Genomic DNA, 13047 nt, shown 5'->3' with positions numbered 1-13047 from the left:
TGCCCGCGCGGCTTAGCATGGCGCAGGGGGCGCGGAAAGGGAGATTTCCGACACCTGCTGCGGCGTCTGCGGCTCAAAACCCTCGCTATATCGCTGAGCGGCTGCTTTAATCGCGACAGGTGGATTAGCGATTTGGGGGCTGTCATGACGACAAGGCGCACGTTTTTCTCTTGGATGGGGGCGTCGGTGCTGGTACCTGGCCGATCCCGCGCAGGTGGCGTCATGAGCGCCCGTTCTGCGTGTCTGACGGGCGTCGTATTGGCGCTGGCGGCCTGTGCGCTGCCACGGACCGATGTTGTTGCCCGGCTGGGCGAAAACCCCGTCGTGTCCGGGGGCACCTATACGTCGGGCGGGGGGCTTACCGTTGCGGTCGACCTGCGGGAATTTGACGGGAAGATGCTGGTCTGCGGTGTCTGGGCGCTGAGCCGCCAGCAATCCGCCCTGACCAAACTGGCCGAACATCAGGTGCTGGGCTCGGGCTCGGTCCACCTGGGACGGGAGCGTTTGCTGAGCAATTTGCTCTATATGCGGCGGGTCGATCCGGCGCCGTCCTATGGCGGGCAGGAGGCAAACTGCGCGGCCACCGGGCGGGCCTGGCGGGCAGGATACGCGGCGCTGCGCCCCGAAATTCATATCCCTGAACAGATCGTGGCAAACGAATCCGAGGGCCTTCTGATACTTGGCGGGCCAATTGTCCGGTTCCGCCAGACAGGCCCGGGCGCCGGTGAAAGTTGAGGATTTCCCTTTGCCGGGGCGGCGCGTCGATGCTGTGGCAAGAAATGACGACGGTCACACGATAATGCACGCGTATTGGTGGTGCCGGGCGAAACTGTCATTGATGGGTACGGAATTTTCGAAAATTCCGTATCGGAAAATTGCAATTTTCCGTCCCGGTTTCTTTGAAGAAACCGGTTTCGGCGATAGCAAAGCGGATCACAGCTAAGGGTTCATCGCGGACAGATCGTTTCAAGACAGTGCCCGGCCTACAGTTGTTTCCATAAAAAAACCCCCGGTCGCAGCCGGGGGTTTTCGGTTTTCGCATGTCCCATTCGCTAATGCGCGTGGCCCTTGTCCCATTCTTCCTGCTTGGGCAGGATTTCGAACGTGTGTTCGGGCGGTGGCGAGGGCAGGGTCCATTCCAGCGTGTCGGCATATTCGTTCCACGGGTTGTTCTCGGTCACCCGGGCGCCGGAACGCAGGGTGTAGAAGATAATTCCGAAGAAGAAGATGAAAGAGGCAAAGCTGAGGAACGCGCCCATTGACGACCACCAGTTCCACGGCGCGAACGCCTCGGGGTAGTCGATATAGCGGCGCGGCATCCCCTGACGGCCCAGGAAGTGCTGCGGGAAGAAGGTCAGGTTGGCGCCGATGAACATCGCCCAGAAGTGCAGCTTGCCGGCCCATTCCGGGTACATGCGGCCCGTCATCTTGGGCAGGTAGAAATACATGCCCGCGAAGATCGCGAAGACCGCGCCAAGGCTCATCACGTAGTGGAAATGCGCCACGACGTAGTAGGTGTCGTGATAGGCGCGGTCGATGCCGGCCTGCGACAGCACGATGCCGGTGACACCGCCCACGGTGAAGAGGAAGAGGAACCCGAAGGCCCAGAGCATCGGCGTCTTGAACTCGATCGAGCCGCCCCACATGGTGGCGATCCAGCTGAACACCTTCACCCCGGTGGGCACCGCGATCACCATCGTGGCCAGCATGAAATAGCTCTGCTGGGTCAGCGACATACCGACGGTGTACATGTGGTGCGCCCAGACGACGAAGCCCAGGAACCCGATGGCAATCAGCGCCCAGACCATCGGCAGGTAGCCGAATACCGGCTTGCGCGAGAAGGTCGCGATCACGTGGCTGATGATGCCGAAGCCCGGCAGGATGATGATATAGACCTCCGGATGGCCGAAGAACCACAGGATATGCTGGTAAAGGATCGGGTCGCCGCCGCCGGCGGGATCGAAGAAGGTGGTGCCGAAATTCCGGTCCGTCAGCAACATGGTGATGGCGCCCGCCAGAACCGGCAGAGACAGCAGAATCAGCCAGGCGGTGACGAAGATCGACCAGCTGAACAGCGGCACCTTGAACAATGTCATGCCGGGTGCGCGCATGTTCAGGAAGGTGGTGATCATGTTGATCGAGCCCAGGATCGAGCTGGCGCCCGACACGTGCACGGCAAAGATCGCCAGATCCATCGACATGCCCTGCTCGGTGGTCGAGAGCGGCGGGTAGAGCACCCAGCCCACGCCCGAGCCGAGCTGGCCGTTACCCCCCGGGCTGAGCAGCGATGCGACGCCCAGCGAGGTGCCCGTGACGTAGAGCCAGAAGCTGAGGTTGTTCATCCGCGGGAAGGCCATATCCGGCGCGCCGATCTGCAAAGGCATGAAATAATTGCCAAATCCACCGAAAAGCGCAGGGATTACCACGAAGAACATCATCAGGACGCCGTGATAGGTAATCATCACGTTCCAGAGATGCCCGTTGGGCGTACATTCACCGGCGGCGGCAGCGGTGAAGCGCGCGCCTTCCAGGCACATGTATTGCACGCCGGGCTCCATCAGCTCGAGGCGCATGTAAACGGTAAAGGCAACCGAGATCAGACCGACAAATGCCGAAACGACCAGGTAGAGGATGCCGATATCCTTGTGGTTGGTGGACATGAACCAGCGGGTGAAGAATCCGCGTTCGTCATGATGTTCGTGGCCGTGAATGGCTGCATCTGCCATTGAGTGCCTCCTGCTGACATAATTTCCTGGGCGCATGAATCCGAGATCACCCGCCCGTGATCCTTTCTGGTTTTAGTGCGAGGAGGGGGGCGGGGCAATGTCCGAATTTGACGCAGATCAAAAATATTGTCGCACCCGGCGACGCACCTTGGGAGCCTTGTGCGGTGCGGCAGCCACGGTTGCCCGACATGTGCCGCGCGTTTTCGACATCTGCGGGCGCTGACATTCCTTCACGTGAGCGTGACTGAAGCGATGCGCCCGGAACATATCCTGCCCGGGGCCGTTGGCGACCTATCAGGCTAGCGCAAAATCTGCCTCGGCGGATGCGCGATAGCAACAATGAGACAGGAGTAAGATATGACACGTAACAAATTCTTCCTGACGCACATGACCGCGGTCGGCATGGCCGCCTTTCTGGCGCAGCCGCTTGCGGCGATGACATGTGCCGAGTTCAGCGAACTGGACGAAGACGCGCAGATGCAGGCCGCGGTCGACATGGACAAGCATGCTCGGGACGCGGTGCGAGAGGATACGCCGCTGGCAGAGGGATCCGAGGGGGCTGATGACACGGTGGTTGTTGAAACTGACGATGCAAGTGACAGTGCCGCACCGCGGGATGAGACCCGCGCAGAAGACCGCGGCGCGGAAATGATCGAGGTGATACGGAGGGGGTGTGACGCAGACCCCGAAGCCATGGTCGATGACCTCGTGAAGGACATGGCACACGAATAATACGTGCCGACGCTGGTCTAGCAGACGCCGGTCGCGAACAGCATCGCGGCCGGCTTTTTCTTGCCTGGGCATCACGAAAACCAATGCTTGTCGCAGACGGGCAGGGCAATTTTTTGTGTAACGTGATGCCGTGCACGCTGACAGCAAGGGTTTCGCGCCCTAGATTTCACACTGAACACTCGAGTCGCCGGTCGATCACGGCCGGCTTGAACCAAGGAGAGCGAGCATGGGCCTGAACGATGATTTTACCAGACGCGCGGTGGTCCACAGCGCTGACGAGCCCTGGGTCGCGTCCCCCATGCCGGGGGTGGACCGGCGGATGCTGGACCGGATCGGGAATGAGGTGGCACGGGCAACAACCATCGTGCGCTACGCGCCGGGCAGCAAATTCTCGAGCCATGTGCATACGGGCGGCGAGGAATTCTTGGTGCTGGAAGGCGTTTTCCAGGACGAACACGGGGATTTCCCGGCCGGCAGCTATATCCGCAACCCGCCCGAATCCTCGCATACACCGGGGTCGGAACCGGGCTGCACGATCTTCGTCAAACTCTGGCAGTTCGATCTGGAAGACCGTACCCATGTGCGGGTGGATACGAACAAGATGCGGTTCATCCCCGATCGTGACGGTGTCGAGGTGATGCCGCTTTTCCACGATGCGCACGAGGACGTGGTGCTGGAACGCTGGGCGGCAGGCTCGGACGTCGCGCTGGATGCGTCTGGCGGGCTGGAGGTGCTGGTGCTGGAGGGCGGTTTCGTCGAAGCTGGCGAGAGTTTCGGCAAAGGCGGCTGGCTGCGGTTGCCGCGGGGCGGCGCATCCACTGCAACATCCGGGCCGGAAGGCGCCCGCGTCTGGATCAAGCGCGGCCACCTGCGCGAAGAACCCAAGGCACCGGCGGTCTGAGGTGTTTCTGACATGACGCAGAAGGTGCCCGCCTTGAGCCCGAATTTACAAGAAGATGCGTAACAGGTGAAAGGCGGCTTTCGCGACGTCACGCCAACCGGTCCCGCACCAAGGACAACCACATTGTTCGAAATTGGCCGGAGGTCAGGCGGGACAGGCGCCCCGGATGAAACCGCGTAGGGGCAAGGACGCTAGGGCGCAGCGAAATTCCCTGTCCGACCGGCCCCGAATGGCTGCGGGTCAAGACGTGACACCACGCAACTGTGGCAAGCCCATCAACAAAATGTTTCGTATGATGTGAGCAGTTGTCTAGCCCTACAACCATAGCTAGATTTGGTGGCGAGAGTATCGGAGAATGTTTTGCGTTTATTGTGTGTTGTTTCAGCTATTTTGTATGCCGTTCTGTTTATCCAGCCAGGCTATTCCCAAGCCATCAGGGATTACGTCGCAGTTCAGGATCCTCCTTCTTGGGTACTGGTCTCGCAGATCGATCAATCTCCGTTCGATCTCGGGAAGGACGAACCAATAGATCACTTGCTGGTGGATAACCAAACGCTTGTTGACCGCAATCAAGAGCACATCTTCTTCCATTCAGCCAAACGGCTGAAAACGCCGGCAGCTGTCGAAGACTATTCGACCATCGCGGTTAATTTTGATCCTGAATTCCGACGCGTGGAGATCCATCGTCTGCGCATTTTGCGCGGGTCCCAAACCCGGGATCTCTTGGAACTGTCTGAATTTGATCTTTACCGCACGGAGACCGAGCGCGATCGACTGATCTACAACGGTATGCTGCAGCTTTCTTACCTTATCTCAGATCTGAGGGTCGGCGATATCGTGGAGTTTTCCTACAGTATCGTGGGTAAGAACCCTGCGATCGGACCCCATTCTTCAGTAGTTGTGACACATCAATACGGCGTGCCAGCCCGGCAAATCCGCAACAGGGTTCTTGTTGCTCAGGGATATCCGGTGCATCTGAAAAACTTTGCCGAAGCACCCGCAGCGCAGCGCGGCACCCTGGACGGGTACGATGTCTATTCATGGCAAGAGGAGGATGTGCCAGGAACAGCTTCCGAGAGCAACCAGCCGATAGATCACTTCAACTATGCCCGGACAATTTTCAGCAGCTTTGAAAGCTGGGCCGAGGTTGGACAGTATTTTGCGCCATTCTATGCGGTCGGTGAGGACAAGCCCGCAGAAATCATCAAATTGGCGAAATCCATAAAAGCCGAACACAAGACAGACAGTGCGCGATTGCGGGCGGCACTGGCTTTCGTGCAGCGAGATATCCGCTATCTCGGGATTGAATTGGGTGCAGGCGGGTATATTCCCCGCTCTGCACACCAGGTGCTTGCGAACAGGTTCGGCGACTGCAAGGATATGGTGGTTCTGCTCATCACCTTGTTGGATGAGCTTGGTATCGATGCCAAACCGCTGCTTGTAGATTTTCGCTGGCGCGGCTCAATCGACGTGCTGGCCCCGATGTACGGCGCCTTTGACCATGTGATCGTTGTCGCAGAGGTCGATGGGAAACGTTATTTTCTTGATCCGACCCGCGGCGATCAGCTGGGCGATCTAGACCATTTGGGACAGGGCAATTTCGGCAAGGGTGTGATCATTGCGCCTGACAGCCCCGGCATGGTTGACGCCAACGCCCCTGTGCCGGACTTCTTCAAAGTCATCAAGGACAGGTTCATCACTCTTCCCGGGGAGGATGACGTTCGTTTCATCAACACATCCGAATACTACATGGGTGACGCGGATAGCATGAATGCCTGGCGCCAGACGAGCGGGATGGAAGAGGTCGAAAAAGCATTTCTGAAATACTACCAAAAGCAGTTTACCGGGCTGACACAGACCGAGCCTTTGAAAGTGGAGGTGATCGAGGATCAGGCCCTCATCCGGTTCGTTGCAAGTTATCGAATTCAGGATGCGTGGAGCCGCTCGGAGGAAGAGCTGAGTGCTCGGACATTCTGGGTCAAGCCCTACGATATCTTGAGTGACGTGCCGGATTTCGATGGATCGCAACGCCAAACCGCCTATGCAATCGACCACCCCAGGCGGACCCGGCACGAGATTGAAGTGGTGCTGGATGACACCTGGATAATTGACGACAGGACAGAAAGCTATGCGCATCCCGCTTTCAGCTATGACATAGAACAGCGTTTCCGGAATGGCCGGTTGCACACGAGTTATACGTATATCACCAAGTCAGACCGTATTGAGCCGGAAGACTTCAAGGCAAGTATGGCATCACTCGCAGCAATAGATGAAGACGGGATATATCTGACCGAAACGCTGGCAATGGCCGATGCCAATTGTGGTGCCAACAAGACCGCGACCTGCGTTGCAGACAAGGTGCCGCCGCTCGACGCCGAACGCATTCGCACCGCTCTTAAGGGTAGTCTTGAATTCTCCAGCCAGTTTTCCAAGTGCCTGGACGGCAATCAGCGATCCTGTGCCATCGTTGGTAACGAGCTTGCCTTTGGCCACCATGTGCAGGCTGATGGCGAATTGGCGGTCACCTTGCTTGGTCCGTCGTGCGACGCCGGATTCGAAAGTGTTTGCGCCCATGTGGGTGAATATCTGCTAAAGAATTCTCTCGATACAACCGAACCGGCGTTGATTGACGAACTCTACATCCGTTCGTGCCTGGCAAACCCGGACTATTGTTACTCCGCAGCGTCGCTGTATCTGGAGCGTTCGATTTTTCATCCCGCCCCGGCGGCTTTCCCGGAAGATTACGAAAGGGCGGCCGAAATACTGAGCCATGGCTGCGAGAACGGATCTGGTTCCAGCTGTTTTCTTCTGGCTCAGCAACATCAGAAAGGAACCGCGCCCGACAGCGATCCTGCGACCGAGTTGGCGTTGCTGAAAAAGGCGTGTGAATATAACTCGGCAGAAGGCTGCTATGACCTCGGCAGGCGATACCGGGGCGACGGGTCAGAAAACCTCGATTGGGATCTCGCACTGGAATATTTTCAGAAGTCATGCGACCTGAATTACAGTTTCGGGTGTACGAATGTGGCGTTCTTGTACGACGACCAGAATTTCCCTTTGAAAGCCGACGCTGAAAAGCGGTTCAGCTTTGTCAAGAAAGGTTGTGATCTTGGGGATCCGGGGGGGTGTATCGTGCTTGCGGGTCTGAAACTTGAAAATGCTGTCTTCGGCCCTGATCCGGTCCAAGAATTCAAGACCAGTAAACGCAAATGCGAACAGGGTTCGCCAGAGGCCTGTTCAAGCCTGGGGCAACATTACGAGTTTGGAGACGGCGTTGAAAAAAACGGCAAACTCGCATTCGAAGCCTACCAGTTCGCCTGCGAGAACGGGTATGGCGCAGGCTGTAACGGATGGGGCAATATCTACGCCAAAGGCATTGCGGGCGAACAGGATGACTTCCGTGCGGTCGAGTTATTTGAACAAGCCTGTCAATTGGGTGACCCCATCGGCTGTACAAATGTGGCTTACTTTGCCGAACAGCGCCGCGGGGCCTTCAGGCTGAATCGAGAAATACTGGAGCATTACCAACGCGGCTGCGACGGCGGCTTCGATCACGCATGCAAACGCCTGGCCGAGCTACGATCCGAGTAGAGAATTTGCCCTCACAATTGAACCGGCAGCTGTTGCCAGGCGGCGGATTGCGCCAGGATTGGCCGGCGCAGGGCAAGCAGGTGGCGCGCCTCATCGGTCCGGTCCTGTTTCAGCAGGCAGGTCAGCAGCGCGTGTTCCAGCAGGTCGCGCTGCGCCCGGCTGCCGCCGATCCGGGCGTGATCGGCCATGCAGCGGGTCAGGTGGTGAGCCGCCTGCGCCCAGTTCTGCGCGCCAATCTCGCGGCAGGCCAGCGCCACGTCGGGCACCAGATCGGCGGCGGGCCCGGCAGGGTTCTCGATGATCTCGCGCAGCGGTTCGGCCTCGCCGGCCATCGCATGGGCCAGCGCGGCGTGCATGTCGATGAAGGCATTGCTGCATTTGGGGTAAAACCGGCTGGCATAGGCGCTTACCTGCCGCCAGCGCTCGGGTGCCACGCGTTCGCCCGCGATCTCTGCCCGGAACAGGATCGAGGCGGTGTCGGTCAGCACGTTGATCGGCAGGCCAAGCGCGGCGCCGGGCGCCACATCGGCATCGACGATCTGCCACATCCGGGCAGTATCGCCCTGTTCCAGCGCCCACAGCGCCGCGTGCCACGATAGATGCCCGTGCATCACCCCGCTGCGCCCGTAGCCTGTCAGCCAATCGGTCAGGTAATCCGTACCGGCCCGCGCCTCGCCAGTCTCGTACCAGATATGCGCGCGGATATGCGCGCCATTGGCGTTATCCGGGTTCAGCGCCAGAGAACGGTCGATCACCTGGTCGGCCTTGTCCAGATTTCCGGTTTCGCACAGCGCAAAGGCATATTGGCTGAGGCACCACCAGTCATCCTCGCCGTAATGCGGCAGGAGGCCCGCGTTGAAGGCCAGCATCTCGGCCTCGCGCCCGGGCAGGCCGGAGAACCCGATCAACCCGAAGATCGAACTGCAGGTTTGCGCCACCATCGCGTCCCGGGGGTAGCTGTCGACATGGGCGCGGATGGCGGGGTAGGCCTCGGCCGAGTTGCCTGCCACCAGCAGGCCAAGCGCGTGAACGTGGCTTTGCTCTCGCGCGGTGCAGCCCTGCACCAGCGATCTTGCCTGCTCGATCGCCTTGCGCGCGCCGGGGCCGTCATTGACATTCAGGAGCGCGCGCGCCAGCCCGACATGGGCCAAGGCAAAGCGGGAATCCAGGGCGATGGCGTGCTCGAACGGGGCGACCATGTCCACCTGCGCGGCCAGCAGCCGGTGCAGGCCGGTATTGTACGCCTCCGCCGCCGCCTGGCTGCCGGTGCTGAGCGTGTTGCCATAGAGATCTGTGCAGTTGGCCATATCGCTTATCTGTCGGAACCCTTCAGGACGTGCCGGCGACACGCTGGCGAACGCGGGCGCTTTCCATGTCGCTGACCCCGAGGAATTTCGACACCAATCTGAGCAGCGTGTCTTCGTCGGCATCGCGCTGGCCGTCGGCCAGGGCCACCTGCCAGAGCGCCTCGACCACGCCAAGGCGGTTATCATAATCGACGGCCTGCTTGATCGCTTCGGTGAAGACAACCGTATCGGGCGCCTCGGATTCCAGCGTCTCGGCCCGGCGGCGCAGATCGGTGGCCTCGAACGGCGAAAGGCCAAATCGCTTGGCGGTGATCCGGTCGATCCGGTCCTTCTCTTCGGGGGCGTAATCGCCATCGGTGCGCGCCACCCGGACCAGAAGGGCCGTCAGCGCAAGGCGCGCATCGTCGTCATCCAGCGGGCTGGGCGCGGGGTCGGTGAGTTTTTTCAGAATGGATGCAAACATGGGTCAGACTATAGGTATGCTTCCGGCGCGCTCCAAGGGGTCACAACCCTTCGGCGGTGGCGCGCGCCGTGTCGCTGTCCGAGACGCTGAGCCCCATGGCAACACGGGCGGCATCGATCACGGCCTGTTCCTCGTCGTGGTTTTCGCCATCGGCCAGCAGCACTTCCCACATCGCCTCGAGCGCGTTGATACGCGCCTGAAAGCTGGTGGTTTCGCGGATGACATGGGCGAAATGTTCGGTTTCGGGGGCCTCGCGCTCCAGTTTTTCGCAGATCGCGCGGGTTTTCGCGGCTTCGACCGGGTTGAGACCGAATAGCCGTGTCAGCAACCGGTCGATGCGGCTGATTTCCTCGAACTGGTAGTGGTGATCGGATTTGGCCACCCGTACCATCAACGCCCCCAGGGCCAGCTTTTCATCCGGCTTGGGCAGCGGTTCGGGCTTGGGGGCGCTAAAGGCATGCAGGATACGGCTGAGCATGGATGCAGCTTATGCATGTCGGCATTGATCCGGCCAAGCATTTTTTGTGCTGTGGCCTGCCCATAACCGTCGATGATTGCAAATTCGCCCTGCGGGGCGGTTTCATGGGCCGCGCGAGCCCGCAAAAAGACAGGAAACCGGGGAAATTGACCCGCAACGCGCCTACCATTCGGGGCTCAAATCCGCAGGTCGGGACTTTGCGACGATTCGGCTGCTGCGGTTTGCGGCATTTGCAGCCCTCCAAGCCCGGTGCACGAGGTCATGTTAACCATTATCGCGTCGGAAACGGATAATTTCTTGTGGAATTTCAACACCTCCCCCGGACCGTCCCCTCCTAGCGAACACGATCTGGAAACGGCAGGTTTCCGCCGAGGCAACAGCCTGATGCGAAACGCCACGTGAGCGACACATTTGCACCCAAGAATTTGCGCGTTGGTCCCGCAGTTTTTGGGGCAGAGGCCGCAAGAGCACAGTTTCGGAGACAGGCAATGCAAGAATTCGAGAATTTCGACTGGCACCAGGGAAGTGCCGAGGAGCATCTGGCGATGGCCCGGCTGGGCAGCGCGGATCAGATTTGCGACCTGGCCCGGAACTATAGCTGGTTTCAGCACCCCGAGAAGGTTCTCGGCTGGATCATGGCGCAGAAATGTGTCGATCTGGGCACCGCGCTGACCGTGTTCCTGAATGGCGAACCCGAGCGTTTCAACTACATGCCCAAACGCGACGTGCCCGAAGGGTATCGCGGGGTCGTGCGGCTGCTGGACAACATCTGCCAGCGGATCAACAGCGGCTTCTACCTTGCCGATCCGAACAGCCCGCTGAACGACCGCAGACGCGTGTCGAAATGGCTGGATTACCAGACCGCAGATCACGATGAGGGCCATCTGGGCCGCTGGCAGCTGGATAGCCGCATCCTCGACCCGTTGCTGAACGATACCCTGCGCCTAGAGGTACCTGAGGATCAGAGGAAACAACCGAACCTGCTGCTTGAAATTCTCAGCCCGGCGATCGACCTGGCCACCAAGCGGGTGATCGAAGACGAGCCGGAGGAAGCTACACCAGCCGAGATGTCTCAAGCGCAGCGCGGATGAAATCGGCAAAAAGCGGGTGTGGCTCGAACGGTTTCGATTTCAGCTCGGGGTGGAACTGCACGCCGATAAACCACGGGTGATCTTCCCATTCCACGATCTCGGGCAGGCGGCCATCAGGTGACATGCCCGAGAATTTGAGCCCCTGTTTCTCCAGCGCCTTGCGGTACTTGGTGTCCACCTCGTAGCGGTGACGGTGGCGTTCGTCGATGGCTGTGGTGCCATAGACCTGCGCCACTTTTGACCCTTCGGTCAGCGTCGCGTTATAGGCGCCCAGCCGCATGGTGCCGCCCTTGTCGTCAGTGACCCTGCGCTTGACCTTCTCGTTGCCCTGTACCCATTCCTTGAGGTGGTAAACTACGGGTGTGAAACGCTTTTCCCCCGCCTCGTGGTCGAATTCCTCGGACCCCGCATCGGGCAGGTCAGCCATGTTGCGCGCGGCCTCGATCACCGCCATCTGCATGCCCAGACATATCCCCAGGTAGGGGATCTTGCGGGTGCGGGCGAATTCCGCCGCCTTGATCTTGCCCTCGGTGCCGCGTTCGCCGAAGCCACCGGGCACGAGGATGGCGTGAAAGCCTTCCAGATGGGGGGCGGGATCCTGGGTGTCGAAAATCTCGGCATCGACCCATTCGACATTGACCCTGACCCGGTTGGCCATGCCGCCATGAGTCAGCGCCTCCTTGATCGACTTATAGGCATCCTCCAGCTGGGTGTATTTGCCGACGATGGCCACGTTGACCTCGCCATCGGTGGTGTGGATGCGGTCATAGACATCCTGCCAGATGCTCAGGTTGGGTTGCGGCGCGGGCGAAATCGCGAAGGCGTCCAGCACCGCCTGGTCCAGCCCCTCGCGGTGATAGGCCAGCGGCGCCTCGTAGATCGAACTCAGGTCATAGGCGGCCACCACCGCCTCTTTGCGGACATTGCAGAACAGCGCGATTTTCTCGCGTTCCTTGTCGGGGATCGGCTGTTCCGAGCGGCAGACTAGAATATCCGGCGCGATCCCGATGGATTGCAGCTCCTTGACGCTGTGCTGGGTGGGCTTGGTTTTCAGCTCGCCCGAGGCCGCCAGATAGGGCAGGAGCGTCAGGTGCATGAAAATGCACTCGCCGCGCGGCTTGTCATGGCTGAACTGGCGGATCGCCTCGAAAAACGGCAGGCCTTCGATATCGCCCACCGTACCGCCGATCTCGCACAGCATGAAATCGACCTCATCCTCGCCGATCGAGATGAACTCCTTGATCTCGTTGGTCACATGCGGAACCACCTGGATTGTCTTGCCCAGGTAATCGCCGCGCCGCTCGCGTTCCAGCACCGTCGAATAGATGCGGCCCGAACTGACCGAGTCGGTCATCCGCGCAGGCACGCCGGTAAAGCGTTCGTAATGGCCCAGATCCAGATCGGTTTCGGCCCCGTCATCGGTGACGAAAACCTCGCCATGTTCAAACGGCGACATGGTGCCGGGGTCGACGTTCAGATAGGGGTCAAGCTTGCGCAGCCGGACCGAGAAACCGCGGGCCTGCAGCAACGCGCCCAGCGCGGCCGAGGCCAACCCCTTGCCGAGGGAAGAAACAACGCCGCCTGTAATGAATATGAACCGTGCCATGGGCGTGGCATCCCCCGTGATTTTTCTGCTTCGATGAGGCCCTGAGCGGGCCCTAAAGACCGCAGCACCACGGGACTCGACATATATAAGATTCGCTCTGCCAAAGCAAGGCAGCCGCAAGATGATGTTGCGTTAACCCTTTCGGGCCTCAA

Annotated in this window: 10 protein-coding genes; 5 read left to right on the top strand and 5 right to left on the bottom strand. The window is 59.8% G+C overall.

Annotation, left to right across the window (positions count from 1 at the left end):
• The first annotated feature begins 222 nt into the window (after window positions 1–222).
• A complete protein-coding gene (locus AAFO92_RS12465) occupies window positions 223–735 on the top strand; it encodes a hypothetical protein (RefSeq protein WP_347535538.1) in 513 nt (170 codons plus the stop codon).
• Between the two features lie 317 nt (window positions 736–1052).
• Here AAFO92_RS12465 and ctaD read toward each other — a convergent pair whose 3' ends face one another.
• Window positions 1053–2726 carry a cytochrome c oxidase subunit I gene (gene ctaD / locus AAFO92_RS12460; RefSeq protein WP_347535536.1) on the bottom strand — a complete coding sequence of 558 codons (1674 nt, stop codon included), beginning with the start codon at window positions 2724–2726 and terminating at the stop codon, window positions 1053–1055.
• 357 nt (window positions 2727–3083) lie between these two features.
• On the opposite strand from ctaD, the gene AAFO92_RS12455 reads away from it, so the two are divergent.
• The 3 genes from AAFO92_RS12455 (at window position 3084) to AAFO92_RS12445 (ending at window position 7950) form a co-directional block, all read left to right on the top strand.
• Window positions 3084–3458: a hypothetical protein gene (locus AAFO92_RS12455; protein WP_347535534.1), complete on the top strand. Its 375-nt coding sequence runs from the start codon at window positions 3084–3086 to the stop codon at window positions 3456–3458.
• A gap of 226 nt (window positions 3459–3684) precedes the next feature.
• Window positions 3685–4359 carry a cupin domain-containing protein gene (locus AAFO92_RS12450; protein WP_347535532.1) on the top strand — a complete coding sequence of 225 codons (675 nt, stop codon included), beginning with the start codon at window positions 3685–3687 and terminating at the stop codon, window positions 4357–4359.
• A gap of 360 nt (window positions 4360–4719) precedes the next feature.
• Window positions 4720–7950 carry a DUF3857 domain-containing protein gene (locus AAFO92_RS12445; protein WP_347535530.1) on the top strand — a complete coding sequence of 1077 codons (3231 nt, stop codon included), beginning with the start codon at window positions 4720–4722 and terminating at the stop codon, window positions 7948–7950.
• A gap of 11 nt (window positions 7951–7961) precedes the next feature.
• Here AAFO92_RS12445 and AAFO92_RS12440 read toward each other — a convergent pair whose 3' ends face one another.
• The 3 genes from AAFO92_RS12440 to AAFO92_RS12430 are packed head-to-tail and all read right to left on the bottom strand — an operon-like array spanning window position 7962 to window position 10198.
• Window positions 7962–9257: a tetratricopeptide repeat protein gene (locus AAFO92_RS12440; protein WP_347535528.1), complete on the bottom strand. Its 1296-nt coding sequence runs from the start codon at window positions 9255–9257 to the stop codon at window positions 7962–7964.
• Window positions 9258–9279: 22 nt separating this feature from the next.
• Complete coding sequence (locus tag AAFO92_RS12435) at window positions 9280–9720, bottom strand: TerB family tellurite resistance protein (RefSeq protein ID WP_347535526.1); 441 nt, start codon at window positions 9718–9720, stop codon at window positions 9280–9282.
• A gap of 40 nt (window positions 9721–9760) precedes the next feature.
• Window positions 9761–10198, bottom strand: a complete 438-nt coding sequence (locus AAFO92_RS12430; protein WP_347535525.1) for a TerB family tellurite resistance protein — start codon at window positions 10196–10198, stop codon at window positions 9761–9763.
• Window positions 10199–10686: 488 nt separating this feature from the next.
• Between AAFO92_RS12430 and AAFO92_RS12425 the strand changes: the two genes are divergently transcribed.
• Window positions 10687–11289, top strand: coding sequence for a hypothetical protein (locus AAFO92_RS12425; RefSeq protein WP_347535524.1), 603 nt, complete (start codon window positions 10687–10689; stop codon window positions 11287–11289).
• Here AAFO92_RS12425 and AAFO92_RS12420 read toward each other — a convergent pair.
• Entirely contained in the window at window positions 11252–12895 is a 1644-nt protein-coding gene (locus tag AAFO92_RS12420; protein ID WP_347535523.1) for a CTP synthase, read from the bottom strand. The genes AAFO92_RS12425 and AAFO92_RS12420 overlap by 38 nt on opposite strands.
• Window positions 12896–13047 lie beyond the last annotated feature (152 nt).

Source organism: Roseovarius sp. CAU 1744 (assembly GCF_039839345.1).
In the GTDB taxonomy this organism is placed as follows: Bacteria; Pseudomonadota; Alphaproteobacteria; order Rhodobacterales; family Rhodobacteraceae; genus Roseovarius.
The sequence above is the reverse complement of the archived record's forward strand: the minus strand, read 5'-3'. Positions and strand labels throughout refer to the sequence as shown.

Coding starts and splice junctions, on each gene's coding strand:
- AAFO92_RS12465 (WP_347535538.1), top strand. CDS start 223: ATGAGCGCCCGTTCTGCGTGTCTGACGGGCGTCGTATTGGCGCTGGCG.
- ctaD (WP_347535536.1), bottom strand. CDS start 2,726: ATGGCAGATGCAGCCATTCACGGCCACGAACATCATGACGAACGCGGA.
- AAFO92_RS12455 (WP_347535534.1), top strand. CDS start 3,084: ATGACACGTAACAAATTCTTCCTGACGCACATGACCGCGGTCGGCATG.
- AAFO92_RS12450 (WP_347535532.1), top strand. CDS start 3,685: ATGGGCCTGAACGATGATTTTACCAGACGCGCGGTGGTCCACAGCGCT.
- AAFO92_RS12440 (WP_347535528.1), bottom strand. CDS start 9,257: ATGGCCAACTGCACAGATCTCTATGGCAACACGCTCAGCACCGGCAGC.
- AAFO92_RS12435 (WP_347535526.1), bottom strand. CDS start 9,720: ATGTTTGCATCCATTCTGAAAAAACTCACCGACCCCGCGCCCAGCCCG.
- AAFO92_RS12430 (WP_347535525.1), bottom strand. CDS start 10,198: ATGCTCAGCCGTATCCTGCATGCCTTTAGCGCCCCCAAGCCCGAACCG.
- AAFO92_RS12425 (WP_347535524.1), top strand. CDS start 10,687: ATGCAAGAATTCGAGAATTTCGACTGGCACCAGGGAAGTGCCGAGGAG.
- AAFO92_RS12420 (WP_347535523.1), bottom strand. CDS start 12,895: ATGGCACGGTTCATATTCATTACAGGCGGCGTTGTTTCTTCCCTCGGC.